Origin of the sequence: Roseovarius aquimarinus (assembly GCF_043661195.1) — a bacterium.
Lineage (GTDB): Bacteria > Pseudomonadota > Alphaproteobacteria > Rhodobacterales > Rhodobacteraceae > Roseovarius > Roseovarius aquimarinus.
In genome coordinates this window covers 14,147-39,964 of record NZ_JBIHMM010000005.1, presented here as the reverse complement: position 1 = coordinate 39,964, position 25,818 = coordinate 14,147, and the positions used below count along the sequence as shown (strand labels likewise).

Genomic DNA, 25,818 nt, shown 5'->3' with positions numbered 1-25,818 from the left:
CCTGCCCGCCGCGCATCCTAGCCGCGATCTCCGGAGGCATCCGCGCGGTCGGTGGCGCCGTGGGCCCAGCCGCCCCGCGCGAGGCGCTGCTCCCAAAGCTGCCCGAGATCGGACATCTCGCGCCGCAGAAGGGCGCCGTGCCGCCCGAGCCATGCCGGGATGGAGCCGAATTCGGTGATGCGCGCCTTGCCACTCTGAAGCGTCACGACCGGCCAGTCGCCCACCAGCGCGTTCGAGATGCCGAACATCTCGTCGCCCCACCATTCGGCGGGCCCGAAGGCGTGCGTGACCTGCCCAAGCTGCTTCATCGCCGCCAGAACCGAGGCGGGCGCAAGGCTTCCGGACTTTTCCACGGCGGCCTGCCAGATCTCGAGGACCGCGACATATTCCCAGCTCACCGCACTCCAGCTTTCCGGGAAACGGCGGTTGTATTCCTCGAAGAACATGTCCGGCTGATTGAAGAAGAAGGCCTTCTCGCGCAGGAGCGGATCGTCGAAATCGGGAAACTGGAAGAGCGTGCCCTCCATGAACTCGGGCGAGGTGCGCGCGACGAGCGCGGGATAATTGTCGAGCGTGCAGGAGACGATCTGCCCCGCGAAGCCGCGGGCATGGGCGTATTCGGTCATCGCATGCACCATCGGCGCATAGCTCGTCGACCAGCAAAGGATATCGGGCGCGTCCTCCAGCATCGCATCGACGATCGGGGCGGGGTCGGTCTGTTCGGGCGGGTACTGCACCTCGCGCGTGATTGCGATCCCCGCCGCCTTGAACGCCGCGCGATAGGTGGCGAGCGACGGCAGCCCGAGCGCGTCGGTCTGGCTGCAGATCGCGGCGGTCCCGAGGTTCGGGCGCGCGCGCGCCAGCCAGTCGATGCCGGTCACGCAATAGATCGGGTGCAGCTCGCTTGGCGCGATCAGCCAGGGGGTGTCGGGCGTGAGGTCCGAGGGCAGCAGCGTCGAGGTGAGGACGCGCGAGCGCATCAGGAAATCGCGCACCGGCGTGAAGGTGTCGCCGCCCAGCATCATCAAGAGCGCGACCTCGTGGCGCTGCACCATCTGCCGCGCGCCTTCCATCGAATGCTCGGGGTCATAGCCGCAGTCGAAGGCATGGATGCGCACCGGGTGCCTTTGCCCGTCGATCATCAGCCCGCCGGCGGCGTTCAGCCAATCCTCCCAGATCCTCGCGCCGTTCAGCCCCGGCAGGCCCCAGCTTTGGACCGGGCCGCTGAGCGGGCCCAGAAACCCGATATTGACCGGCGCGCGCGCGCCGGCGCTGAGGCGCGGCAGGGCGCTGCGGACGGCGAGGCGGTGGGCGAAGCTGGAAGACGTCATGCGCGCGAATCTAGCACCGCCGCGCTGCCTCTGCACAGGCCCTTTCATCCCTCTGCGTGTGCTCGGGACGAAAACACCCGCACCGTGGCGCGGGTGTTCTCATTTTCGCGGATGCCGCCCGATCTAGTGGGCGTATTCCTTGATCTCGCCCGACTTGAGCCGGCCCGCGTAGCTGTTCAACTCGCGCCGCACCAGCCGCATCAGGAAGTAGAGCGCAAAGATGTTGACCACCGCCATCGCGAAGATCGCCGCGTCCGAGAAGTCGATGACCGGGCCGAGGCTCGCCGCCGCGCCGATCACGATGAAGACGCAGAAGATCAATTTGAAGGTCAGCTCGGACGCGTAGCCCTCGCCGAAGAGGTAGGTCCACGCCTTGAGGCCATAATAGCTCCAGGAGATCATCGTCGAGAAGGCGAAGAGCACCACGGCGACGGCCAGCACATAGGGGAACCAGCCGATGGCCGAGCCGAAGGCCGCCGAGGTCAGCGCGACGCCCGAGGTGTCGCCCACGGTCGAGATCGCGGTGCCCGCCTCGTTCAGCACGAAGAGGCCGGTCTCGGGGTCCGAGATGAGCTGGCCCGAGATGATGATGACGAGCGCGGTCATGGTGCAGATCACCACCGTGTCGATCAGCGGCTCGAGCAGCGAGACGAACCCTTCGGTGATAGGCTCCTTGGTGCGCACCGCCGCGTGGGCGATCGCCGCCGAGCCGACGCCCGCCTCGTTCGAGAAGGCCGCCCGCTTGAACCCCTGGATCAGCGCGCCGACCAGCCCGCCCGCGACGCCGAGGCCGGTGAAGGCGCCGGCGAAGATCTGGCCAAAGGCCGTGCCGATCTGGTCGTAATTCACGAGGATGATGACGAGCGCCGCGCCGACATAGAGGATGCCCATGAAGGGCACGATCTTTTCGGTGACTTTGGCGATGGACTTGATGCCGCCAACGATCACCGCGAAGACGACCGCGGCGAAGACGAGGCCGGTGATCCAGCCCGGATAATCGCCCACGATGCCCGCGATCTGCGCATGCGCCTGGTTGGCCTGGAACATGTTGCCGCCGCCGAGCGCGCCGAGGATGCAGAAGATCGAGAACATGATGGCGAGGAAGCCGCCGCCCGGAAGGCCCAGCTCGGCGAAGCCTTTCTTCATGTAATACATCGGCCCGCCCGAGACGGTGCCGTCGGGATACTCGTTGCGATATTTCACCGCGAGCGTGCATTCGGTGAATTTCGACGCCATGCCGAGAAGGCCCGCGAGGATCATCCAGAAGGTCGCGCCGGGCCCGCCGATGCCGATGGCCACCGCGACGCCCGCGATGTTGCCGAGGCCGACCGTACCCGAAAGCGCCGTGGTGAGCGCCTGGAAATGGCTGACCTCGCCCGCGTCATTGGGATCGGAATAGTCGCCCTTCACCAGCTTGATCGCATGGCCGAAGAAGCGGAACTGAACGAAGCCGAAATAGAGCGTGAAGATGCTGGCGCCGATGACCAGCCACATCACGATCCACGGGAAATCGGTGCCGGGGAAGGGCGCGAAGATCAGGCTGACGAAGGGGCCGGTGAAATCGGCGAAGGCCGCGTTCACCCTGGCGTCGAGCGTCATCGCCTCTTGCGCCGCAGCGCCGGTCGGCAGGGCCAGGGCCAGCGCACCGGTCAGCAGTTTTTGCACGAATGTCATGGGAGCGTCTCCTTAGCTGACGACGGTGACGGGCACGGACGAGCTCATCACGAGGTTGGAGGTCGAACTGCCGAAGAACCGCTTGGCAAAGCCGCCCTCCGAGGTGCGCGCAACGACGATCTGCTCGGCGCCCACATCGCGCGAGATGGCGATCAGCGCGTCCGAGACGTCCCCGTGGCGCACCATGCCGCGCGCGGCGATGCCCGCCGCCTTCATCTGCTCGATCGCCGGATTCACGACCCGCTCCATCGCGGTGTCGATCTCTTCCTCGCGGCGCTTGTGGCGCTGCGCGTTCTCCTCGGCCGTCTGGAACGAGAAGGGAGACCATTCCACGATATAGGCCAGCACCAACTCGCAATCTCCGATCAGCTCGGCGAGGCGGCGCGCATGTGCCAGCGCCCTCTCGCCCGAGGGGTGACCGTCGAGGCCCACCACCAGTTTCGTTGTCATTGTCCCGAGCTCCTCCGCTTTCTACGGGCGCCGTGATCTCTCCGGGATGGCCGCGCGGCGCGTCTGCCTGCGCACCTATAGGCTCCGAAAACGGCACCTGCGACAAATTGTAACAGATTTTTGTCGATGGCGATCATCATTCGTGATGAGGCGCGCCGGACACGGCCCGGGATGGCCGGCGCGCCGGCACGGCGGCGAAGTGGACAGGCGCGCGCAAACCGCCTACCGCTGTCGCCAAAGCGAGCAGGGGGCGCGTTCATGCCGGGGATCCAGCCATTCGAAATCGCGGGCGCGGTGATCGCGCCCGGTTCGCGCCGCACGGTCGATATTCCGGTCAGCACCCTGTCGGATCACACGCCCGTCAATCTTTCGGCGCATGTGGTGCATGGGCGCAGGCCCGGCCCGGTCATGTTCGTCTCGGCGGCGATTCACGGCGACGAGGTGATCGGGGTCGAGATCGTGCGCCGACTTCTGCGCGCCGCGCCCTTGAAGTCGCTCTCGGGCACGCTTCTGGCCGTGCCGATCGTCAACACCTACGGGTTTCTCAACAACGCGCGCTACCTGCCGGACCGGCGCGATCTCAACCGCTGCTTTCCGGGCGGCGCCGAGGGCTCGATGGCCTCGCGTCTCGCGGATATCTTCATGCGCGAGATCGTGATGCGCGCCGAGATCGGGATCGACCTGCATTCAGCCGCGATTCACCGCACGAACCTGCCGCAGATCCGTCTGACGCCGGGCAATGCGCGCCTCGCCGCGCTGGGCCGGGCCTTCGGCGCGCCGGTCATGCTGAATTCCAAGCTGCGCGAGGGATCGCTGCGCATGGCCGCCGAGGAGGCGGGGGTGGATGTCCTGCTCTACGAGGGCGGCGAGGGGCTGCGCTTCGACGAGCTTGCCGCGCGCGCGGGGCTTTCGGGCATCCTGCGCGTGATGCAGTCGCTGGGCATGATCGCGCAGAAGGGCGTGCCGCGCGCGCGGGCCACGACCGTGATGTGCAGCGCCTCGCATTGGTTCCGCGCCCCCAAGGGCGGGCTTTTCCGGGGCTACCGCGCGATCGGGGACGCGGTCGAGCCAGGCACCGTGCTCGGCGCCGTGACCGATCCTTTCGGCGAGAACGAGGCCGAGGTGATCTGCGACGAGGCGGGGATCGTGATCGGGCGCACGAACATGCCCGTGGTCTACGAGGGCGAGGCGCTGTTCCACATCGCCAGCACGCCGCGCGGCGAGATGGCGTCTGACGGCGTGGCGGCGCAGATGGACGCGGCTCCGCTCTTCGACGAGGACGAGATCCTCTGAGCCGTCAGCGCGTCTTGGCCGGGTTCTGCGGGATGAGGAAGATCGACACGATGACGAGGCTGAAGATCAGCTCGTAGACCTCCCATTTGCGGTCCACGTCCAGCACCGCGATGATGACGCTTGCGACGAGCGCGATGGCCGCGTGCTTGAGCCACGGCACCGGCACGGCGAAACGGTCGGCCAGCGCCGCGATGCGCCCGCCCTTGGGATAGAGCAGCGGCAGCCCGACGAGATAGAGCAGGATGCAGATCGTCAGCACCGGACCGAAGAGCGACTTGGTCAGGTGCACGTCGCCCACCATCAAGTTGTGCAGGTTCGTCTCGTCCTGCTTGTTGTTCTCGAGGAAGAACTCGCTCGATTCCCAGCCGAAGATACGCTGGCCCCACGAAATTTCCTCGCCCGCCGCCATGAAGAAGAGAAGCCCGTAGAACGCCGTCAAAAGCGCCGCCCCGCGCCGCCCCTGACGCCAGAGCGAGACGGCATGCGTCGCCATGACGACGCTGGCCACCAGAAGGAACAGCGCCGTGCTCCACTCCACCGGCCCGTCCTCCTTGGCGAAGGAGAGCGTGAAATAGTCGGGCGCCACCAGAGCGAGAATCACCGTCAGGGCGAGGGTGAGGACGACCAGCGCCATCAGCCCGGTTTCGAATTTGCGGATTGCGGTCATGCACGCGCCTTTCGGGACAGCGGAAGGGACCGCCGCCCGGCGCGCCCCGATTGGCCAAGCAGATATGCCAGCAATCCCGCTCCATCAAGGCGAAACGCCGGGCAATGGGCGCGCGCCCGCTTGCCTGCCACCGCCTTTCCCGGGCAGACTGACGCCACGTTACGCGCTAAAGATGCGTATTGTATGCCTTTGTATGCACTTGCAATCAGCTTGGGAAAGCATAAGGGTGGCAACGTCGCAGGTACTGCGCGGTCAGGAGAGGGCGTGCCGCCCGGCCCGGAAAGAGGCCCACGGCGCGCCGCACCGGAAAGGTGCGGGCCGGGTGCAAAAGCTGCGCGGGGAGGAAACAAACATGGACCAGACATGCACAGCATAATCCGCGCCATCGACGGGCTGAACGAGGTGGTCGGGCGCATCGTTGCCGTCGTCGCCATCATCTTCGCCGGGATCATCATCTACGACGTCGTCATGCGCTACGTCTTCAGCGAACCGACGCGCTGGGCCTTCGATGTGTCCAAGCAGTTCTTCGGGTTCTACTTCATCATGCTGGGCGGCTATGCGCTGCGGCACAAGGCGCATGTGCGGGTCGACATCCTGACCGAGAATTTCAGCCGCGGCTGGCAGCGCATCATCGACGTGCTGGGCTATGCGATCTTCTTCTTTCCCTTCGCCTACGTCTTCACGATGCGTTCGTGGGATTTCGCCATGACCTCCTACAACCAGGGCGAGGTGACCTACGGCGCGATCCAGATGCCGGTCTATCCGCTCAAGATCTCGATGGCGGTCGCGGCGGGCCTTCTGCTGGTGCAGGGCATCGCCGAGGTGCTCAAGATCCTGCTCGATGTCGATACCACGTCCGAGGAGGCCATCTGATGCAACCGGAACTGATCGCACTTCTCATGTTCGGCCTTCTGCTGGTGGGCCTTTTCATGGGCCACCCGCTCGCCTTCGTGCTGGGCGGCACGGCGGTTCTGACCGCAATCATCACCGGCAAGACGATGGTTCTGGGCATCGTCATCAACCGCGTCTTCGGCGACGTTCTGGACAATTACACGCTGATCGCGATCCCGCTTTTCGTGCTGATGGCCAGGTTCCTATCGGATTCAGGCGTGACCGACCGAATGTTCGAGGCGCTGCGCCTTCTGCTCAGCAACGTTCGCGGCGGCCTCGCGCTCGCCGTGGTCTTCATCTCGATCCTTCTGGCCGCGACGACCGGCATCATCGGCGCGTCGATCACTGTGATGGGCGTCATGGCCCTTCGGCCCATGCTGCAATACGGCTATGCGCCCACGCTGACCACGGGCGTCATCGCCGCGTCGGGCTGTCTCGGCATCCTCATTCCGCCGTCGATCATGCTCATCCTCATGGCCAGCTATTCGCCCCTCACCGTGGGCGATCTCTTCGCCGGATCGATGATCCCGGGCGTCCTTCTGGGGCTGAGCTACGCCCTTTATGTCTATATCGTTTCGGTCGTGCGGCCCGATCTCGCGCCGTCCGTCCAGCAAGACGAGAAGATCAGCCGCGGCGCGCTGGTGCGCATGCTCGTCGTCGAGGCGCTGCCGCCGCTGGTGCTCATCTTCGGCATCCTCGGCTCGCTCCTCGCCGGTGTGGCGACGGCGACCGAAGCCTCGGCCATCGGCGCGGGCCTCGCCCTTCTGATCGTGATCGCGCGCAAGAAATTTGCGTGGCGCACCTTCTATTCGGCCATGCTCGAGACCGGGCGCACCTCGGCGATGATCCTCTTCATCGTCGTCGGCGCCACGGCCTTCACGGGCGTCTTCAACATCACCGGGGGCCTTCGCGCCACTCAGGAGATCATTCGCGGCCTCGACATGGAGCCGTGGATGCTGATCGCGATGATGATGTTCATCGTCTTCATCCTCGGCGCCTTCCTCGACTGGACCGGGATCGTGCTTTTGTCCTTCCCGATCTTCCTGCCCATCGTGCAGGAGATGGAGGGCGTGAGCCTGCTGTGGTTCGTGGTGCTGATGGCCGTGGTGCTTCAGACCTCGTTCCTGACGCCACCCTTCGGATACGCGCTCTTCTACTTGCGCGCCATCGCACCGAAGGAGGTGCGCACCGGCCACATCATCCGCGGCGTGCTGCCCTTCATCGGGCTGATCGTCGCGATGTGCGTGCTCGTCGCCAGCTTTCCGCCATTGGTGGAATGGTTGCCGAGCGCTCTTTACGGAAACTGATGCTAACCAACAGGGAGAGAAAGCATGACCAAACTCACGCTCATCGCGGCTGCCGCCGCAGCGTCGATCGCCGGACAGGCGATGGCGCAGCAAAGCTGGACCATGACCACGACATGGCCCTCCTCGCTCGAGCTGATCGAGACCGACAAGAAATTCGTCGATCTGGCGAACAAGCTGACGGGTGACGAGCTGACCATCGAGTTCTTCGAGGGTGGCTCGCTCGTGCCCGCGGGCGAAGTCTTCGGCGCGGTCGAATCGGGCACCGTGCAGGCCGGCGCCGACTGGCCGGGCTACTGGGCCGGCCGCGACGCCGCCTTCTCGGCACTGGCGACCACGCCCTCGCTCTTCAACGCGGTCGATTACGCCAACTGGATCCAGCAGTGGGGCGGCGCCGATCTCTATAACGAGATCTACGGCCAGTTCGGCATGGTCTATCTGCCTTACGGTCTGACCAACAACGAATCGGGCTTCCGCACGAACGAGCCGATCACCTCGCTCGAAGATCTTCAGGGCAAGCGCCTGCGCCTCTCGGGCCTCGAGCAGGGCAAACTGCTCGAGCAGCTGGGCGGCAACCAGGTGTCGATGTCGGGCGGCGAGATCTATCAGTCGCTCGAGCGCGGCGTGATCGACGGCGCCGAATTCTCGACCCCGAACGTGGACTGGTCCGCGGGCTTCCAGCAGGTCACCAAATACTGGGCGACCCCCGGCTGGCACCAGTCGGCCTCGGTCTTCGGCGTGATGATCAACAAGTCCGCCTGGGACGCGCTGAGCCCCGAGACGCAGGAGAAGCTCAAGATCGCAGCCGACGCCACGATGATGTGGTCGCTCGCCTTCACCGAGAAGCGCGCAACCGAAGCCTATGCCAAGTTCGACGAGGCGGTCACGATCAACCGCTATGACGACGAGACGCTGGCGAAGGTGCAGGAAATGGCCAACGAGGTCATCATCGAGACCGCCTGCGAGAACCCCAACTCGGCCAAGGTCTATGTGTCGATGCTGGAGTACCTCAACGACTACGCCCAGTGGCGCGACGCCTCGGCCCCCTTCAACTTGGGCCGGACCCCGAACGGCCCGGACGTGCAGGCGATCAAGGACTGCATGTAAGTTTCAGGCGGTACGTTTGAGAAGATAAGGAGCCCCTGCCGAAAGGCGGGGGCTTTTTCGTGACACGCGGCTTGGCCGGATTGACAGGAGTGTAGCCGTAGGCTACATATAAGCGAAATGAAGCAGATCGCTTTTCAGCCCGCCGCGTTGAAGGCATTGCGCAGGATGCCCAGAAACACGGCTGAGCGCATTCTGTCGAAGATCGAGGCATATGCCGCCGACCCAAGTTCGCAGGCCAACAACGTCAAGGCGCTCAAGGGCGAGAATGCCATTCGGCTAAGGGTGGGGGATTGGCGCGTCATCATGGTGGATGACGAGGTGATCGACGTTTTGAGAATCGCCGCACGCGGCAGTGCATATTGAAGGAGACGGCTATGGGCGAAATGATCACGATCCCCAAGGCGGAATTCGACCGGCTCGTCGCGCTGGCCGAAGATTCGCTCGATGAAAAAGCCGTGGCCGACTATCTGGCGGATCCGAAACCTGGCGTTCCGGCCGCGTTCGCGCGGCGCATGCTGGAAGGCGAAAGCCTGTTGAAGCTCTGGCGGGAGCATCGCGGCATGAACCAGTCGGAGCTCGCGCGCGCGTCCGGCGTCAACCGCGTGCAGATCGCGGATATCGAGAAGGCGCGCAAGACCGGCTCGGTCGAGACGCTCGCCAAGCTGGCGACCGCGCTCGACGTGGCGATCGACGACCTGATCTGACGCCGAGAAAAAAAACCCCCCGCAGCTCTCGCTCCGGGGGGTTCTTCAATTCACTCGTGTCGGTCGAAACCGGCGCAGGGGCGCTATTACATCATCCCTTCGCGCTGGGCTTTCTTCCGGGCCAGTTTACGGGCACGGCGGATCGCCTCGGCCTTCTCGCGCGCTTTCTTCTCGGACGGCTTCTCGAAATGTTGCTTGAGCTTCATTTCCCGAAACACGCCTTCGCGCTGCAGTTTCTTCTTCAGGGCACGGAGCGCCTGATCGACATTGTTGTCGCGAACACTAACCTGCATGTGGTGTCACCACCTTCCTAAGTTGAATTTGCAAGATTTTGCAGGAGCGCCGTGCTTAGCAGAATGACCTTGCGCTGTCCAGCGTATCTGTCCAGAGTTTCGCCATGAACAAAGCCTTCGATCCCACCGATGCTCTCGTCCAGGAGCGGCACCGCCGTTTGCTCGACGTCATGGCCGAGCAGGGCGTCTCGGCCGTGCTCACCTCCGATCCCATCAACATCCTCTACGCGACCGGCCAGCGCAACATGACGGTTTTCAGTCTCATGGGGCCGTTCCGCTTCGCGCTGGTGCGGGCCGATGGCCACACGGTGCTCTGGGAATTCGCGGGCTGCGAACATCTGGTCATGGGCAACCCCGTCGTGGACGAGGTGCGCGCGGCGCCGGGGCTCACGCCCATCTCCGGGCCGGCCCATGTCGAAGGGATCGCCGATCTCGCTGCGCAGGTGAGCGCGCTCGTCGCCGATTCGGGCGCGGTCTGGATCGAGGGCTTCGGCGCCCCGGTGAGCGATGCGCTGCGCGCGGGGCATCTCGCGGTCGGCGACGCGACCGGCGTTCTGGCCGAGGCGCGGCTCATCAAGCAGCCCTCCGAGATCGCGGTCATGCGCGAGGCGGTCCGCCGCGTAGAGGCGGCGGCGGGCTCGCTCGAGGCGGCCATCGCGCCGGGCGCGAGCGAAGTCGAGGTCTGGGCCGAGTTCCACCGCCACCTGATCGCGACCGATGGCGAATACGTCTCGACCCGGCTTTTCCAGTCCGGGCCGCGCACCTTCCCCTATTTCCAGGAGGCCGGACCGCGCCGCATGGAGGCGGGCGATCTCGTCTGTTTCGACACCGACGCGCTGGGATACATGGGCTACGCTGTCGATTTCTCGCGCACCTTCCTCTGCGGCGACGGCGCGGCGAGCGCCGAGCAGAAGAAGCTCTACCGCCTCGCATATGACCAGCTTCAGCACAACGCCGCGCGCCTCGGTCCGGGCGTCCGCTTTGAGGAGTTCGCGCGCGGCGCCTGGCCCATTCCCGCGGCCTATCGCGGCCACGGCTATTACTGCCTCGCGCATGGGCTGGGCCTGTGCGGCGAGTTTCCCTACGTCCCGCATTATTTCGAGGGCGAAAACTATCGCTTCGAAGGCGCGTTCCGTCCCGGCATGGTGATCTGCATCGAAAGCTATATCGGCGCCGAGCAGGAAGCGCAGGGGGTCAAGCTCGAGGACCAGTTTCTCATCACGGAGACGGGAACCGAACGGCTGACGACCTATCCTTTCAATGAAGGCCTGCTGAACTGACGGCATCGCCCGCGCAAGCGCGGCGTCCGTCCGGCGGGTTTCGAGAGGACAACCAAGCAAGGTGAGGCCGACATGACCAATGACGAGATTATCGCGAAGATGCTGAGCGCCGCCGAGGCCCATGTGCCCTTCGACGGCTGGAGCCGCGCCGCTTTCGATGCGAGCGCGCGTGACGCGGGGATCGAGCCCGCGCTGGCCCGCGCCGCCCTGCCGCGCGGCGCGGTGGACCTCGCGCTCGCCTATCACGAGGCCGGGGACCGCGCGATGCTCGATCGGATCGAGGCCGAGGACATGGGCGAGATGCGCTTTACCGACCGCGTGAAATCCGCCGTGCGCTGGCGCATCGAGGCGGGCGAGCGCGAGATGGTGCGCCGGGGCAGCACGCTCTTCGCCCTGCCGCAGCACGCCGCCGACGGCGCGCGCGCCATCTGGGGCACCGCCGACCGCATCTGGACCGCGCTCGGCGACACGTCCGAGGATTACAACTGGTACACCAAGCGCGCGACGCTCTCGGGCGTCTATGGCTCGACCGTGCTTTACTGGCTGGGCGACGACAGCCTCGAGGCCGCCGCGACATGGGAGTTCCTCGACCGGCGCATCGACGATGTGATGCAGATCGAAAAGCTGAAGGCCAAGGCGAATGACAGCCGGATCATCAGCACGCTAATGGCCGGTCCGATGAAGATCCTCGGACATGTGCGCGCCCCGGCGGGCCAGACCGACATGCCGGGCCGCTGGACCGCGAAGTGAAGGACGATCGAATGAGCAAGACCATGCTGGCCGTCGAGATCACCGCCCATGGCGGCCCCGAGGTTCTGAAACAGGCCGAGCGCCCCATGCCAGAGCCGCGCCCGGGCGAAGTGCTGATCCGCGTCGCTTACGCGGGCGTCAACCGCCCCGATGCTCTGCAGCGTGCCGGGGCCTACGACCCGCCGCCGGGGGCCAGCGATCTGCCCGGGCTGGAAGCGTCCGGCGAGATCGTGGGGCTGGGCGAGGGCGTCACGGAATGGAAAACCGGCGACCGGGTCTGTGCATTGTTGCCCGGCGGCGGATATGCCGAATACGTGACCACCCCTGCGGCCCACTGCCTGCCGATACCGGACGGAATGGGCATGGCCGAGGCCGCCTGCCTGCCCGAGACGTTCTTCACGGTCTGGACCAACGTGTTCGACCGCGGCAGATTGCAGGCGGGCGAGCGGTTCCTCGTCCATGGCGGCTCGTCCGGCATCGGCACGACGGCGATTCAGCTCGCGCATGTCATGGGCGCGCGCGTCTTCGCCACCGCTGGAACCGCCGAGAAATGCGCCAAGTGCGAGGAGCTGGGCGCCGAGAGGGCGATCAACTACCGCGAAGAGGATTTCGTCGAGGCGCTGAAGGCCGAGGGCGGCGCGAATGTCATCCTTGACATGGTCGGCGGCGAGTATATCCCCCGCAACGTCAAGGCGCTGGCCGATGACGGACGGCTGGTCCAGATCGCCTTTCTCGGCGGCATGAAGGCCGAGCTGAATTTCGCGCAAGTGATGGTGCGGCGCCTGACCATCACCGGCTCCACCCTGCGGCCCCAGAGCGATCTGGCGAAGGCGCGCATCGCCGCCGATCTGCGCCGCGAGGTCTGGCCGCTGCTCGAGGCGGGGCGCATCGCGCCGGTCATGGATAGCGAATTCGCGCTCGCCGACGCCGCCAAGGCGCATGAGCGCATGGAGACCAGCGCCCATATCGGCAAGATCGTCCTGAAGGTCGGCTGACATGGCCTTCGGAGCGGTGCAGATCGCCATTCTCGCGCTCGGCGCGGTCAGCCTCGGCCTGAGCGCCTGGGCGATCCGGCGCGATGCGCCGCTCGGCTGGGAATTCGCGCAACCCGCGGCGATCGAGCGGGGCGGCGCGCCGCATTTCGAAACCGTGCTTGACCATGTGCCCGAGAGCGGCATCGCCCACTCGCCCGCCATCGTTCTGACCGAGGCCGGTATGAGCGTCCTGTGGTTCGCCGGCTCGCAGGAGGCGCAGGCGGATGTGGATGTCGTCGGCGTCGATATCGGGCCGGAGGGCGCGCTGTCGCCCGTCACGCCCCGCTTGACGAGCGTGGCGCTCGGCGATGCGTTCGAGCCGCGCCAGCTCGTCGTGACGCTCGGCAACACCGTGGAGCGCGAGGGCGCGGCGGGCCGGCTCTATACGACGGTCGTGTCGGTCGGCGGCTGGGCCATGGCCTCGGTCGCGGAGGTGGAGATGGGCGCGGACGGCCCGCGCCATGCGCGCAAGCTGAACCTCTCGCCGCTCCTCAACCGCTCTTTTCTGGTGAAATCGCCGATGGTGGCCTATGCGGACGGCACCCACGCCTTGCCCGCCTATTTCGAGATGGGCGGCACCTATGGCGCGCTCGTCCGGCTGGACGGGCAGGGGCGCGTGCGCGACATGCGCCGCATCGATGGGCCCATGAAGGCGATCCAGCCGATGATCGTGCCGCTCGGCAGTGAGCGCGCCGTCGCGTTCCTGCGCAATTTCGACAGCGGCTCCAAGCGTTTGCTCATCAGCCGCACCGAGGACGGCGGGCGCTCGTGGGAGACCGTGCGCGAGATGGAGATGCCCAATCCCAGCGCGCCAGTCGCGGCGCTCGGGTTAGGCGGCGAGGCGATCCTGATGGCGGTCAATGACGATGCGGGCGATGGCGGCATCCTCAACCTCGTGCTGAGCGAGGATGGCGGCGCGACATGGCGGCACCTGCGCACGCTCGAGGAGGGCGGCGGCGACGCGCGCTATCCGATGATGCGCGCGCTGCCGAACGGGCGGATCGCGCTCGTCTACAGCGTGGGGGCCAAGCGCGGCATCCGCGCGCATGTCTTCAACCTCGCATGGGCACTCGGCGCATGACGGGGGCGCTCACGTTGATCTGGCTGGCCTCGCTGACGGGCTGGCTTGCATGGCTCATCCTCGGCCTTGGGATGCAGGCGCAGATCGCGGTGCCGCTCGGCCTCGCGCTCGGCCTCGTCGCGGCGATCCTGCTGCGCGACACGCTGCCCCTGCGCGGCGCGGTCGCGCTTCTGGGTCCCATCGGCGCGGTGCTGCCCTTCGTGATCCTGCGGCAGATGGCGGGGGATCTCGGCCTGCCCATCGCGCCCTTCGGCAGTCTCGAGCTTCTGGTCTTTCTGGGCCTCTATACCGCGTTCCTCGCCTCGGCGGCGGGGGCGCTGCCTGTCGATCTCTATCGGCTGGGCTATGCGCCGATCCCCGTCGCGGCATTCGTGCTGGCGCTCTGCGCCCATGGGCTGGCGCAGGGCATGGTCTTCGTGCCGCTCCTGGCGGTCACGGGGCAGGCGATGTGGGTGATGGGCTGGGGCAGCAGCAATTATTTCGACCACATCCTGCATCCGGCGCTCGTTCCCGCCGTCGCGCTCGTCTTGCTGCTGCGCCTTTTCTGAACGTTGTCATGGGGGCTTCGCCCCCGGCGCTGCGCGCCTCCCCCAGGATATTTCCGGCAAGAAGAACGGGCGGCTCAGGCGTCCTTCAGCTCGGCCTCGAGCGCGGCGCCGGCGGCGGCGCGGGGCTTGGAGGCACCCGCGATCAACGCATAGGCCGCGGGCGTTAGAAAGAGCGTGAAGGCCGCGGCGAGGCCCAGCCCGCCGAAGATGACCCAGCCGATGGCGGCACGCGCTTCGGCCCCCGGCCCCGAGCCGAGGATGAGCGGCAGGCCCGCCATGACCGTGCAGATGAGCGTCATGGAAATGGGGCGCAGGCGCACGCGCGCGGCCTCGAGCGCGGCCTCGGCGGCGCTTGCGCCCCTGTCGCGGATCTGATCTGCGAATTCGACCAGCAGGATGCCGTTCTTGGCCATGACCCCGACCAGCATGAGCACGCCGATCTGGCTGTAGATGTTGATCGTCGTGCCGGTCAGCAGGAGGGCGTAGATCGCGGCGCAGATGCCGAAGGGCACCGTCGCCATGACCACGAGCGCGCTCGTCAGGCTCTCGAACTGCGCCAGAAGGACGAGGAAGACGACGACGAGGGCGATGATATAGGTGGCCGTGAGCGCGCTGGAGGTCTCGTCGAGCGATGCCGCCTCGCCGAGAAAGATGAGGCCGATATCGCCGGGCAATTCCGTCGCCGCCAGCGCGCGCAGATCGTCGATCACGCTGCGCAGCGGCACCTCGGGCGACAGGGAGGCGTTGAGCTCGATCGCGCGGCGCTGGGCGTGGCGGTCGAGCTCGGCGGCGACGCCGTTCTCCTCGAATGCAACGAGCTGGCTGAGCGGGACGAGCGCGCCCGTCTCGCTGCGCACATAGAGGTTCATCAGATCCGACGGATCGCGCACCGCGCCGGCGCTCGATTGCAGGATGATCGGCACCGCCTCGTCCTCGATGGTCAGCTCGGCGATCTCGTCCTCGTCGATCAGCGCGCGCAGCGTCGTCGAGAGCGCGGCCATGTCGATGCCGAGATCCGACGCGCGGGCACGGTCCACCAGCACGTTGAGCTGCGGCTGCGTCGCCTGGTACTCGACCCGGATGTCGGAAAGGCCCGGCACGTCGCGCATCGCCTTGGCGAAGCTGTCGGCGGCCTCCGCGATCGCGGGATAGCTCGGGCCGGTGAGCGCGATGCGCAGCCCATCGCCGCCGCCGCGCAATCCGAGGCTGTTGCCGCTGAAGATGCGCCCCTGCGCGCCCGCAAGCTCGGCAAGGCGCGGGCGGATCTCGGCCTCGATCTCGCCCTGGCTGATCTCGCGCGCGTCCCAGGGCGCGAGGCGCAGCCCGATCGAGCCGCGGTTGAGATCGTAGCGCCCGGTGATCGATTGCAGGCTCGTCGCCGCGCCCGAGGCGAGATAGGGGGCGAGCATCGCCTCAACCTGCTCGACCTGCCGGTCGGTATAGTCGAGACCGGTGCCGTCGGGCCCCTGGATCCACACATCGATCTCGCCGCGATCCTCGTCGGGCAAGAGCTCTTCGCCGAGCTGGCCATAGACCAGCGCCGCCGAGCCGGCGAGGAGCGAGGCCGCCACGAGGGTCACCAGCGGCGCCGCGATCATGGGCCGCACCAGCGCCATGTAGAGGCCCGAAAGCCAGCTTCCGAAGCGCGCGAGCGGGCCAGTGCCGCCGCCCATGTCGGTCGAGAGCGAGGCCAGCATCGGGCACATCGTCAGCGCCACGAAGGACGAGAGCGCGACGGTGATCGCCAGCACGAAGCCGAATTCGGTGAAGAGGCGGCCCGCATCGCTCGGCAGGAAGGAGATGGGAACGAAGACCGCGATCAGCGTCGCCGTGGTGGCGATGACGGCGAAGAACACCTCGCGCGCGCCGAGCGCGGCGGCGGCCCGGCGGCCCAGCCCCTCCCGCCGCTTGCGCTGGATGTTCTCGGTCACGACGATGGCGTCGTCCACCACCAGCCCCGTGGCCAGAACCAGCGACAGGAGCGTGATGAGGTTGATCGAAAAGCCGAGGAGCCAGATCGCCGCGAGCGATCCGGTGAGCGCGATGGGAATCGCGGTGGCCGGGATCAGCACGGTGCGCAGCCGCCCGAAGAAGAGCCAGATGACCCCGATGACGATCAGGAGGGCGAACCCCAGCGATTTCGCCACTTCGAGGATCGAGCCCTTGATGAAGACCGCGCTGTCCGAGGTGATCTCGAACCCCAGTTCGGGATAGCGCAGGCGCAGCGCCTCGATGGCGCGGCGCACATCGGCCGAGATCTCCACGGTATTGGACTGCGCCTGACGCACGATCCCGAGATTGAGCACCAGCCGCCCGTCCAGTCGCGCGACGCTGTCCGCCGTCGCGAGGCCGAAATAGATGTCCGAGACGTCGCCGAGGCGGATATTCTCGCGGATCTTCAGCGCCTCGATGCGCGCGGGATCGGTCACCGTAGCGTCGGCGCGCACCAGAACCTCGAGCTGGCCCGAGCCGAAGCTGCCGACCGGCACGTCGAACTGGGCGGCGCGCAGCGTCCGGGCCACCTCGTCGATCGAGAGGCCGAAAGCGGCGAGGCGTTCGGGCGCGACCTCGACCCGCAGCACGCGCTCGCGATTGCCGAAGAGAGCGACTTCCGCCACGCCCGGCACGGCGGTGAATTCGGGGATGACGGCGTCTTCGATCAGCCGCGTCAGCGCGTCGATGGGGCGCGCCTCGCTCCAGATCGCGACGTCGAGCACGGGCTCCGCGTCCTGCTCGGACTTGACGACGAAGAGGTCCTCGACCCCGTCGGGCAGGCGCGGCTCGATCCGAGCGACCGCCTCGCGCACGTCGCTGGCGGCGGTATCGAGATCGCGGCCCGGATTGAACTCGACGCTCATGCGGAAATTGCCCTCTTCCGAGGAGGTCCGGACCGAGGTGACGCCGGCCACGCGCGCGACGGCCCCCTCGACCAGCGAGGCGACCTCGGCGTCGAGCGTGGTGGGCGAGGCGCCGGGGTAATTGGCGCGCACCGAAACAACGGGCCGGTCGATATCGGGAAGCTCGCGGATCTCGAGCCCCCAGAGCGCGCCGATCCCGGCGATCACGATCAGAAGGTTCATCACGGCGGCGAGCCAGGGGCGCCGCACGCTGAGGGCGCTGATGCCGCCGGTATCGGCCCGCCCGCTCATGTCGCGCCCGTGCCGCCCGCGTTCAGCACGTTCACCGCGCGGCCCGGGCGCATGCGCTGCAACCCCTCGACCACGATCTCGTCGCCTTCCTCGAGCGGGCCGTCCACCAGAACGGATCCCGCCCGCCGCCGAATGAGACGCACCTCTATGGGCTGCGCAAGCCCCTCGGCATCAACGCGCCAGACCTGAAGCGCACCGCCCGAAAATTGTAGCGCCAGTTCGGGCAGGATGGGATAGCGCGCGCCGGGCAGATCGAGCGTGACCGTGAAGGAGGCACCGGGCCGCACCGCGTCATGGGGATTGTCGAAGGCGGCACGCAGCCGCGCGGTGCGCGTGGTCGCCGTCACGCGGCTGTCGATGGCGGTAAGCGCGCCGATCATCTCGCCGGTATCGAGGCTCGGGGAGGTGGCGCGCACCTCCATGCCCAACTCGGCGCGCGGCAGGAGCGCCTCGGGCAGGTCGAACTCGACGAGGATCGTGCTTCGGTCGTCATAGCTCGCGACCGGCTCGTTCGGCTCGATCCGGTCGCCCACTTCGACTTCCGAAAGTCCGGCGATCCCGTCGAAAGGCGCGCGCATCACGCGGTCGGCGAGATCGGCGCGGGCCTGCTCCAGCTCGATCTCGGCGATGCGGTAGGCGGTCATCGCGTCCTCGAAGCGCGCGGCGGTCGTGACGCCGGTGTCGCGCAGGCCGGTATAGCGCTGCTGCTCCGACAGCGCGCGCTCTTGCCGTGCTTCGGCGAGGCTCAGCGCGAGGCGCTGGTCCTCATCGTCGAGCCGCATCAGGATGTCGCCCTCACTGAAACTGCGTCCGGGCGCGATGTTCAGATCGGTGATTTCGCCGCCCGCGGGCGCCCGCAGCGTGACCGAGCGTTGCGCCAGCGCGGTTCCGACGGCCGAAAAGGAGATACTGTCCTCGGCCATGGCCACGTCGGCGACGAGGACGGGCACGCCGGTGCCGTCACCGCCGCGCTCGCGTTCGGCGCTCTCGGCAGGCTGCCAGAGCGCGGTGATCTCGGCACGGTACTGCCATGCGGCGACGCCCGCCGCGATCAGGGCGGCGCTCAGCGCGAGTTGCTTCCAGACGGGTGTTTTCTGCATCGGCCTTCCGGGGCTGGCGGTCGCATGGTTCACCCTCATCATAGCCCGCGCGGCGCGCAAATCATGCAGAGTTTTCGGGCCGCCCAACGAAAACCGCCGCCGAGGCGAGCCCCGGCGGCGGTTTCGATCAAATATTCGGCGCGGCTCAGGCGGCCAGAGCGCCCTTGGCCTGCTCGACGATCGCGGCGAAGGCCGCGGGCTCGTGCACGGCCAGATCGGCCAGAACCTTGCGGTCCACCTCGACACCGGCCAGCGCCAGACCGTTGATGAAACGGCTGTAGGTCAGCGTCTCGTCATGGCTGCGCACGGCGGCGTTGATGCGCTGGATCCACAGCGCGCGGAAGTTCCGCTTGCGGTTCTTGCGGTCGCGCGTGGCGTACTGGTTCGCCTTGTCGACGGCCTGCGTCGCGACGCGGAAGGTGTTCTTGCGGCGGCCGTAATAGCCTTTGGCCGCCTTGATGACTTTCTTGTGACGGGCGTGGGTGACAACGCCGCTCTTGACTCTCGACATCTCGGATTCTCCTTAGCGCGCGTAGGGCATCATCGGCTTGATGATCTGCTCATCAGCCTTCGACAGGGTTTGCGTTCCGCGCGCATTGCGGATGAACTTGTTGCTGCGCTTGATCATGCCGTGCTGCTTGCCAGCTTGGGCTGCGATCACGCGGCCAGAGGCCGAGATCTTGAACCGCTTCTTGCAGCTCGATTTCGTCTTCATCTTGGGCATTTCCGGCTCCTTACTGGTGGTCGGTCGAACGCGCGACTCGGCATGCCACTTCGGGCCGGACGCGCGGGTGAAGGCCGCCTTTTAGGAGGGATGGGCGCCGCTTGCAAGGGCAAAGGCGCTTCAGTTCAGAAGCCCGCCCACCACGCGCACGAAGGCTTTGGGCACATCGGTGATGCTGTAGCCCGTCGGCTTGCTGGTGATCGCCCAGATCACGAGGCATCCCGCCCCGATCAGCACGAGCGCCGCGACACGCGGCGTGCGCCGGTCGGAGATCGCAGAAACGATCGCCGGGATGGAGAACACCCCCAGCACGACGCCGAGCACCAGGATCTGGTCGCTGTTCATGAGTGTTCCGCCCGAATGAGTTACCCCTGCGTCACCTTAGCTCGGATCGGCGGCGTATATCAAACTTTCTTGGCAGGGCGCGACGCGCAGGATGTTCGTGGTGCCGGGCACGTTGAAGGGCACGCCCGCGGTCACGACGATCTGGTCGTCGGTCGTGGCGTAGCCCTGCGCGCGCGCCGCGCGCGCGGCATTGATGACGGCCATCTTGAAGCGGTCGAGCTCGGAAGTCATCACGCAGTTCACGCCCCATGTCAGCGCGAGCCGCCGGGCGGTGCGGCGCAGCGAGGTCATCGCGATGATCGGAACGCGCGGCCGCTCGCGCGCGGTCAAGAGCGCGGTGGTTCCCGATTGCGTGAAGCAGCAGATCGCCTTGATATCGGCGGTCTCGGCGATCTCGCGCGCGGCGGCGACGATCCCGTCGGCCACCGTGGTGCGCGCGGCGACGCGCGACGATTCGATGATCTGCGTATAGGTCGGATCGTCCTCGACCTCGCGCGCGACATTGTCCATCGTCGTCACCGCCTCGACCGGATAGCCGCCCGCCGCGGATTCCGCCGATAGCATGATCGCGTCGGCGCCTTCATAGATGGCGGTCGCCACGTCGCTCACCTCGGCGCGGGTCGGCACCGGGCTTTCGATCATGGATTCGAGCATCTGCGTGGCGACGATCACCGGTTTCGCCGCCGCGCGGCAGGCCCGCACGAGGCGCTTCTGGATGGGCGGCACGTTCTGCACGGGCAGCTCCACCCCCAGATCGCCCCGCGCGACCATGATCCCGTCCGACACATCGAGGATCGCATCGAACCGCTTGACCGCCGAAGGCTTCTCGATCTTCGACAGGACCGCGGCCCGGCCCTTGGCCAGCGCGCGCGCCTCGGCCACGTCCTCGGGGCGCTGCACGAAGCTGAGCGCGAGCCAGTCGACGCCGAGCTGGCAGACGAATTCGAGATCCTTGCGGTCCTTCTCGGACAGGGCGGCCAGCGGCAATTCCACATCGGGCACGTTCACGCCCTTGCGGTTCGAGATCGTCCCGCCCACGATCACCTCGCAGGTCGCGTGGCTCGGGCTGCAGTCCGTCACCCTGAGGCGGATCTTGCCGTCATTGACCAGAAGCGACGCGCCCGGCTCGAGCGCCTGGAAAATCTCGGGATGGGGCAGGCAAACGCGGGTGGCGTCGCCCTCGGCCTCGTCGAGGTCGAGACGGAAGGAGGCGCCCGCCTCCAGCTCCTCCTCGCCATTGGCGAAGACGCCGACGCGCAGCTTCGGGCCCTGAAGATCGGCCAGAATGCAGATCGGGCTGTCGAGATCCTGCTCGACCTGCCGGATGATGCGGTGCTTCTCGCGGATGTCGTCATGCGCGCCGTGGCTCATGTTCAGGCGAAAGACATCCGCTCCCGCCTCATGCAGGGCGCGGATCATCTCGTAGCTTTCGGAGGCCGGGCCGAGCGTGGCGACGATCTTGACGTTGCGATGGCGTCTCATATGTCAAACTTCCTGTAGTCTGTTGCGCCGGGCACATTAAAAGGGGCCGGACAGGGCGCCCGGACATGCCCGCACCAATGCCACTCTTTTGCGCCGGGGCAAAGGGCGGACAGGGATTTCACGGGGATTTCGAGGTGACATTTCATCCAGTCGTCATGGACGGAGAGACGCGCGAGGGGCGCTGGCTCGTCCTGTGCGATCATGCGTCCAATTTCGTGCCGGATTTCGCCAATGGCGGCTGCCTCGGCGTCGCGCCCGAGGACATGGCGCGCCACATCGCCTACGATCCGGGCGCCGAAGGCGTGAGCCGCGCGCTCGCCGCTATGCTGAACGGGCCGGCCGTCCTGTCGCGCTTCTCGCGCCTCGTGATCGACCCGAACCGCGGCGAGGACGACCCCACGCTCATCATGCAGCTTTATGACGGCACGATCATTCCGGGCAATCGCGGCATTTCCGAGATCGACGCGGGCGAGCGTCTGCGCCGCTGCCATCGGCCCTATCACGAGGCCATCTCCCGCGCGGCCGACGCGCGGCCGGCGCCCGTGCTCGTCTCGGTCCACAGTTTCACGCCGCAACTGCGCGGCCGCCCGCCGCGCCCCTGGCAGATCGGCGTGCTCTATTCCACCGACACGCGTCTGGCGCATCCGCTGCTGCGGCGCCTGCGGGCCGAGCCCGATCTGAGCGTCGGCGACAACCAGCCCTATACGGGCCATCTTCCGGGCGATACCATCGCGCGGCACGGCATCGGCAAGGGGCGGCCCAATGTGCTGATCGAGCTGCGCAATGACCTCATCGCGACCGAGGCGCAACAAAAGGCCTGGGCCGCGCGACTTGCGCCGATCCTCGCCGAGACGCTGGCCGAGGCGGAGCTTTAGACAAGGAGGCGCATCATGCCGCATCTCGTGATCGAACACTCCCCGGACGCCGCCGGCGGCGCCGCGCTCGAGGCGCTGTGCGCGAGGCTTTTCGAGGCACTCGCCGCGCATGAGGCGGTGACGAAGCCCGAAACGCTCAAGCTGCGGACCCATGCCTCGGGCGCGCATCTGCTCGGCACGCGCGGGCAGAGCTATCTCCACGCGACCTTGCGCCTCTTGCCGGGACGCAGCGAGGACACCAAGTCCGACCTGTCGCAAACGATCCTGCGCGTGCTGGAGGCCGAGCTGCCGCAGGTCCACAGCCTCTCGGTGGACGTGGCCGATCTGAGCCCCGCCTATGCCAAGCGCGTGCTGCCCGACTGACACGTGGCCGACTGACCACTGCTCACCAGACTTTCGAAGGAGACGACATGGACGACCAGACCCGCCTAGAGCTCGAAGCCGCCGCCTTTCGCGCCCTGCGCCATCATCTCATGGTCGAGCGCACCGACGTGCAGAATATCGACATGATGAACCTGACCGGCTTTTGCCGGAACTGCCTCAGCCGCTGGTATCAGGAGGCCGCGAACGAACGCGGCATCGAGATGACCAAGGACGAGGCGCGCGAGATCTTCTACGGCATGACGATGGACGAGTGGAAATCGCAGCACCAGACCGAAGCGGATGCGGGCAAGCAGGCGGCGTTCAAGACGGCCTTCGCCGAGAATGTCGAGAAAAAGCGGCAATAGGCGATCGGGCCGCCCCTTGAGGACGGCCCGATTCGAGTATTTTCGCCAAGATGAAGCTTGAAGCGCGCTCAGATCGCGGCCTTGAGGCTCTCGTCGATATAGATTTCGCGCAGGCGCGCGGCGACGGGGCCGGGCGCGCCGCTGCCCACCTTCTCGCCGTCGATCTCGACCACGGGGGTGACGAAGGCGCTCGCCGAGGTGATGAAGGCTTCGTCGGCGTCCAGCGCCTCTTCGAGGGTGAAGCTGCGCTCCTCGACCTCCATCTGGGCCTCGCGGGCGAAGCGCAGCACGGTGGCGCGGGTGATGCCGTGCAGGATGTCGTGGCTGAGCGCGCGGGTGACGATCCGCCCGTCCTTGATGATGTAGGCGTTGTTCGATGTGCCTTCGGTGATGAGGCCGTCCTCGATCATCCACGCGTCATCGACACCGGCAGCCGAGGCGGCCATCTTGGCCATCGACGGATAAAGAAGCTGCACCGTCTTGATGTCGCGGCGGCCCCAGCGCAGGTCCGGCACCGTTACGACGCGCGCGCCGCGCTTGGCCTTGGCGCTGTCGATCAGGCCGGGCATGGACTGCGTGAAGAGGACCAGCGTCGGCTTGGTCCCCTCGGGCGGGTAATGAAAATCGCGGTCGCCCGGATTGCCGCGCGTGACCTGCATGTAGATCAGCCCCTCGTCGATCGCGTTGCGCGTGATGAGCTCGCGGTGGATCTCAAGCAAATCCTCGCGCGCATCGGGCTGCGCCATTTCCAGCTCACCGAGCGAGCGGTCGAGGCGCAGCATGTGGCCTTCGAAATCGATCAGCTTTCCACTAAGGACGGTGACCACCTCGTAGACGCCATCGGCCATCAGGAAGCCGCGGTCGAAGATCGAGACCTTGGCTTCGGTCTCGGGCAGGTAGTCGCCATTCACGTAAACAGTGCGCATCGTCATTATCCCCATAGTTCCGGCGCGGGGGGATGCACCCCGGCGCTGTCGAATGTCAGCGGTGTGTCCCGGTCCTCGGCCAGAAGGAGCGGCCCGTCAAGGTCGGTCACCATCGCGCCCTGCGCCACCAGCACGGCGGGCGCCATCGCAAGGCTCGAGCCGATCATGCAACCGACCATGACGTCATAGCCCTCGGCCAGCGCCGCGCGGCGCAGCTCGAGCGCCTCGGTCAGCCCGCCGGTCTTGTCGAGCTTGATGTTCACGACGTCATACTTGCCCTTGAGCGCGGCGAGGCTCGCGCGGTCATGGCAGCTTTCGTCGGCGCAGACGGGCAGGGGCCGCGCGACGCCCAGAAGCGCATCGTCCTCGCCTGCGGGCAAGGGTTGCTCGACCAGCGCGACGCCAAGCCGCACCAGATGCGGGGCGAGATCGGCGTAGATTGCGGCGCTCCATCCCTCGTTCGCATCGACGATGATCCGCGCCTCGGGCGCCCCGGCGCGCACGGCTTCGAGGCGGGGCATGTCGTCGGGCGTGCCGAGCTTGATCTTGAGAAGAGGGCGATGCGCGTTCTTCGCGGCCTGCGCTTGCATCGCCTCGGGCGTGTCGAGCGAGAGGGTATAGGCCGTGATCTCGGGCTTCGGCGCGGGCAGCCCGGCCAGGTCCCAGACGCGCCGCCCCGCGCGCTTGGCCTCGAGATCCCAGAGCGCGCAGTCGAGCGCGTTGCGCGCGGCGCCCGCCGGAAGCTGCTCGGCAAGGGCCGCGCGGTCCGTCACCCGCGTGCTTTCGATCTGGGCCGTCACGCTCTCCAGTGTCTCGCCATAGCGCGCGTATGGCACGCATTCGCCGCGCCCCTGATGCACCCCGTCCGAGACGCTCACCGTCAGGACCTGCGCCTCGGTTCGCGAGCCGCGGCTGATCGTGAAGACCTGCGCCAGCCGAAAAACGTCGCGCGTCACCGATACCTGCATGGGGTCGTCCTTCATCCTTGCTTCAGAGGCCCGCGAGCGCGTCCACCAGGACATCCGCGCCGAAACGGTAGGGATCGGTCGCGGGCAGGCCCATGCGCTGCGAGACCTCGGCGAGATAGCCGCGCGCCTCCTCCTCGCTCATGTGCTGGGTGTTGATCGAGATGCCCGCGACGCGGCAGGCGGGGTTCGCCACCTGCGCCAGCGGCAACGCCATGTCGCGCAGCGCCTCGAGGCTGGGAAGCGTGTAGCCCGGCAGCCCGCGCATGTGGCTGCGCGTCGGCTCGTGGCAGAGGATCAGCGCGTCGGGCTGCCCGCCATGGATGAGCGCGAGCGTGACGCCCGAATAGGAGACGTGGAACAGGCTGCCTTGCCCCTCGATCATGTCCCAATGGTCGGGATCGTTGTCGGGCGTCAGATATTCGATCGAGCCGGCCATGAAATCGGCGATCACCGCATCGAGCGGCACGCCTCCTCCGGTGATGAGAATACCCGTCTGGCCGGTGGCGCGGAAGGTGGCCTTCATGCCGCGTGCGGTCATGTCACGCTCCATCGCCATCGCCGTATACATCTTGCCGACCGAGCAGTCGGTGCCCACCGCGAGGCAGCGCTTGCCCGTGCGCTTCTCGCCATTGGCGATGGGATATTGCACCGAGGGTATGCGCACATCGTGAAGCGCGCGCCCGTTCTGGGCGGCGGCGGCCACGAGATCGGGCTCGTTGCGCAGAAGGTTGTGCAGCCCACTGGCCAGATCATAGCCCATCTCGAGCGCCTCGATCAGCACCTCTTTCCACTTGGCCGAGATGATGCCGCCGCGATTGGCGACACCGATCACGAGCGTGCGGGCCCCGGCCTCGCGCCCCTCGGCCAGCGACATCTCGGTGAGGCCGAGGTTGGCGCCGCAGCCCGGCAGGCTGATCTGGCCCACCGCGTTCTCGGGGCGCCAGTCGCGGATGCCGATGGCGACCTTCGCCGCGAGCATGTCGGGCGCATCGCCCAGAAAGAGAAGGTATGGCGTCTCGATCATGTCTGTCGTCCTCGGACCTGGACGGGCGCGCGTGCCCGGAATTCGGAATCGTCTCTTGGCGTCGTCATAGCCAAGATCCCGCGCGGGTTC

The 25,818-nt window shown here is 66.9% G+C and carries 28 protein-coding genes; 14 read left to right on the top strand and 14 right to left on the bottom strand.

The features are described from left to right. Positions 1–17 precede the first annotated feature (17 nt). From ACGRVM_RS15110 to ACGRVM_RS15100, 3 genes are all read right to left on the bottom strand, one after another. Positions 18–1,331, bottom strand: a complete 1,314-nt coding sequence (locus tag ACGRVM_RS15110; RefSeq protein ID WP_377172992.1) for an ABC transporter substrate-binding protein — start codon at positions 1,329–1,331, stop codon at positions 18–20. A gap of 123 nt (positions 1,332–1,454) precedes the next feature. Beyond that, positions 1,455–3,005 (bottom strand): alanine/glycine:cation symporter family protein, encoded by a 1,551-nt coding sequence (locus ACGRVM_RS15105; RefSeq protein ID WP_377172990.1) that lies wholly within the window; start codon positions 3,003–3,005, stop codon positions 1,455–1,457. A 12-nt stretch (positions 3,006–3,017) separates the two neighbouring features. After that, entirely contained in the window at positions 3,018–3,455 is a 438-nt protein-coding gene (locus tag ACGRVM_RS15100) for a universal stress protein (protein WP_377172988.1), read from the bottom strand. 258 nt (positions 3,456–3,713) lie between these two features. On the opposite strand from ACGRVM_RS15100, the gene ACGRVM_RS15095 reads away from it, so the two are divergent. Continuing rightward, entirely contained in the window at positions 3,714–4,748 is a 1,035-nt protein-coding gene (locus ACGRVM_RS15095; protein ID WP_377172987.1) for a succinylglutamate desuccinylase/aspartoacylase family protein, read from the top strand. 4 nt (positions 4,749–4,752) lie between these two features. Here the strand turns inward: ACGRVM_RS15095 and ACGRVM_RS15090 are convergent, their stop codons facing one another. Beyond that, positions 4,753–5,415: a hypothetical protein gene (locus tag ACGRVM_RS15090; protein ID WP_377172985.1), complete on the bottom strand. Its 663-nt coding sequence runs from the start codon at positions 5,413–5,415 to the stop codon at positions 4,753–4,755. Between the two features lie 363 nt (positions 5,416–5,778). Here ACGRVM_RS15090 and ACGRVM_RS15085 point away from each other — a divergent pair, with 363 nt between their 5' ends. From ACGRVM_RS15085 to ACGRVM_RS15065, 5 genes are all read left to right on the top strand, one after another. Continuing rightward, on the top strand, positions 5,779–6,288 hold the full coding sequence (locus ACGRVM_RS15085) for a TRAP transporter small permease subunit (protein WP_377172983.1): 510 nt from the start codon (positions 5,779–5,781) through the stop codon (positions 6,286–6,288). Further along, positions 6,288–7,613: a TRAP transporter large permease gene (locus ACGRVM_RS15080; RefSeq protein ID WP_377172981.1), complete on the top strand. Its 1,326-nt coding sequence runs from the start codon at positions 6,288–6,290 to the stop codon at positions 7,611–7,613. Before ACGRVM_RS15085 ends, ACGRVM_RS15080 begins: the two co-directional genes overlap by 1 nt. Before the next feature lie 24 nt (positions 7,614–7,637). Then, positions 7,638–8,717, top strand: a complete 1,080-nt coding sequence (dctP, locus tag ACGRVM_RS15075) for a TRAP transporter substrate-binding protein DctP (protein WP_377172980.1) — start codon at positions 7,638–7,640, stop codon at positions 8,715–8,717. Between the two features lie 117 nt (positions 8,718–8,834). Continuing rightward, entirely contained in the window at positions 8,835–9,080 is a 246-nt protein-coding gene (locus ACGRVM_RS15070; protein WP_377172978.1) for a type II toxin-antitoxin system RelE family toxin, read from the top strand. A gap of 11 nt (positions 9,081–9,091) precedes the next feature. After that, on the top strand, positions 9,092–9,421 hold the full coding sequence (locus tag ACGRVM_RS15065; protein ID WP_377172977.1) for a helix-turn-helix transcriptional regulator: 330 nt from the start codon (positions 9,092–9,094) through the stop codon (positions 9,419–9,421). Positions 9,422–9,507: 86 nt separating this feature from the next. Here the strand turns inward: ACGRVM_RS15065 and rpsU are convergent, their stop codons facing one another. Further along, on the bottom strand, positions 9,508–9,714 hold the full coding sequence (gene rpsU / locus ACGRVM_RS15060; protein ID WP_007118112.1) for a 30S ribosomal protein S21: 207 nt from the start codon (positions 9,712–9,714) through the stop codon (positions 9,508–9,510). Between the two features lie 104 nt (positions 9,715–9,818). Between rpsU and ACGRVM_RS15055 the strand changes: the two genes are divergently transcribed. The 5 genes from ACGRVM_RS15055 to ACGRVM_RS15035 all read left to right on the top strand — a co-directional run bounded on the left by ACGRVM_RS15055 (position 9,819) and on the right by ACGRVM_RS15035 (position 14,407). Further along, on the top strand, positions 9,819–10,994 hold the full coding sequence (locus ACGRVM_RS15055; RefSeq protein WP_377172972.1) for a M24 family metallopeptidase: 1,176 nt from the start codon (positions 9,819–9,821) through the stop codon (positions 10,992–10,994). A 72-nt stretch (positions 10,995–11,066) separates the two neighbouring features. After that, the gene (locus ACGRVM_RS15050; RefSeq protein WP_377172970.1) at positions 11,067–11,744 is read left to right on the top strand and encodes a COQ9 family protein; all 678 of its coding nucleotides are present in this window, start codon (positions 11,067–11,069) and stop codon (positions 11,742–11,744) included. 11 nt (positions 11,745–11,755) lie between these two features. Further along, positions 11,756–12,739, top strand: coding sequence for an NAD(P)H-quinone oxidoreductase (locus ACGRVM_RS15045; RefSeq protein ID WP_377172969.1), 984 nt, complete (start codon positions 11,756–11,758; stop codon positions 12,737–12,739). 1 nt (position 12,740) lies between these two features. After that, positions 12,741–13,859 carry an exo-alpha-sialidase gene (locus ACGRVM_RS15040; protein ID WP_377172967.1) on the top strand — a complete coding sequence of 373 codons (1,119 nt, stop codon included), beginning with the start codon at positions 12,741–12,743 and terminating at the stop codon, positions 13,857–13,859. Next, entirely contained in the window at positions 13,841–14,407 is a 567-nt protein-coding gene (locus ACGRVM_RS15035) for a hypothetical protein (protein WP_377172966.1), read from the top strand. The genes ACGRVM_RS15040 and ACGRVM_RS15035 overlap by 19 nt, the downstream gene beginning before the upstream one ends. Before the next feature lie 74 nt (positions 14,408–14,481). Here ACGRVM_RS15035 and ACGRVM_RS15030 read toward each other — a convergent pair whose 3' ends face one another. From ACGRVM_RS15030 to pyk, 6 genes are all read right to left on the bottom strand, one after another. After that, positions 14,482–17,556, bottom strand: coding sequence for an efflux RND transporter permease subunit (locus ACGRVM_RS15030; protein ID WP_377172964.1), 3,075 nt, complete (start codon positions 17,554–17,556; stop codon positions 14,482–14,484). After that, on the bottom strand, positions 17,553–18,656 hold the full coding sequence (locus ACGRVM_RS15025; protein ID WP_377172962.1) for an efflux RND transporter periplasmic adaptor subunit: 1,104 nt from the start codon (positions 18,654–18,656) through the stop codon (positions 17,553–17,555). The genes ACGRVM_RS15030 and ACGRVM_RS15025 overlap by 4 nt, the downstream gene beginning before the upstream one ends. 145 nt (positions 18,657–18,801) lie before the next feature. Then, the gene (gene rplT / locus ACGRVM_RS15020; protein WP_377172960.1) at positions 18,802–19,167 is read right to left on the bottom strand and encodes a 50S ribosomal protein L20; all 366 of its coding nucleotides are present in this window, start codon (positions 19,165–19,167) and stop codon (positions 18,802–18,804) included. A 12-nt stretch (positions 19,168–19,179) separates the two neighbouring features. Beyond that, complete coding sequence (gene rpmI, locus ACGRVM_RS15015; RefSeq protein ID WP_377172959.1) at positions 19,180–19,380, bottom strand: 50S ribosomal protein L35; 201 nt, start codon at positions 19,378–19,380, stop codon at positions 19,180–19,182. A 120-nt stretch (positions 19,381–19,500) separates the two neighbouring features. Further along, positions 19,501–19,725: a hypothetical protein gene (locus ACGRVM_RS15010; protein WP_377172957.1), complete on the bottom strand. Its 225-nt coding sequence runs from the start codon at positions 19,723–19,725 to the stop codon at positions 19,501–19,503. 36 nt (positions 19,726–19,761) lie between these two features. Next, positions 19,762–21,207: a pyruvate kinase gene (gene pyk / locus ACGRVM_RS15005; protein ID WP_377172955.1), complete on the bottom strand. Its 1,446-nt coding sequence runs from the start codon at positions 21,205–21,207 to the stop codon at positions 19,762–19,764. Positions 21,208–21,341: 134 nt separating this feature from the next. On the opposite strand from pyk, the gene ACGRVM_RS15000 reads away from it, so the two are divergent. Genes ACGRVM_RS15000 through ACGRVM_RS14990 form a run of 3 tightly spaced genes read left to right on the top strand, consistent with a single transcriptional unit; the run spans position 21,342 to position 22,810 of the window. Continuing rightward, the gene (locus ACGRVM_RS15000) at positions 21,342–22,082 is read left to right on the top strand and encodes an N-formylglutamate amidohydrolase (protein WP_377172953.1); all 741 of its coding nucleotides are present in this window, start codon (positions 21,342–21,344) and stop codon (positions 22,080–22,082) included. A 15-nt stretch (positions 22,083–22,097) separates the two neighbouring features. After that, positions 22,098–22,445: a 5-carboxymethyl-2-hydroxymuconate Delta-isomerase gene (locus tag ACGRVM_RS14995; protein WP_377172951.1), complete on the top strand. Its 348-nt coding sequence runs from the start codon at positions 22,098–22,100 to the stop codon at positions 22,443–22,445. 47 nt (positions 22,446–22,492) lie between these two features. Further along, complete coding sequence (locus ACGRVM_RS14990) at positions 22,493–22,810, top strand: DUF1244 domain-containing protein (RefSeq protein WP_377172949.1); 318 nt, start codon at positions 22,493–22,495, stop codon at positions 22,808–22,810. A gap of 68 nt (positions 22,811–22,878) precedes the next feature. On the opposite strand, the gene ACGRVM_RS14985 is transcribed toward ACGRVM_RS14990, so the two are convergent. Genes ACGRVM_RS14985 through dgcN form a run of 3 tightly spaced genes read right to left on the bottom strand, consistent with a single transcriptional unit; the run spans position 22,879 to position 25,728 of the window. After that, complete coding sequence (locus tag ACGRVM_RS14985; protein WP_377172948.1) at positions 22,879–23,742, bottom strand: D-amino-acid transaminase; 864 nt, start codon at positions 23,740–23,742, stop codon at positions 22,879–22,881. After that, the gene (dgcA, locus tag ACGRVM_RS14980) at positions 23,742–24,704 is read right to left on the bottom strand and encodes an N-acetyl-D-Glu racemase DgcA (protein ID WP_377172947.1); all 963 of its coding nucleotides are present in this window, start codon (positions 24,702–24,704) and stop codon (positions 23,742–23,744) included. The genes ACGRVM_RS14985 and dgcA overlap by 1 nt, the downstream gene beginning before the upstream one ends. A 22-nt stretch (positions 24,705–24,726) precedes the next feature. After that, positions 24,727–25,728 (bottom strand): N-acetyltransferase DgcN, encoded by a 1,002-nt coding sequence (gene dgcN / locus ACGRVM_RS14975; RefSeq protein WP_377172945.1) that lies wholly within the window; start codon positions 25,726–25,728, stop codon positions 24,727–24,729. Between the last annotated feature and the right edge of the window lie 90 nt (positions 25,729–25,818).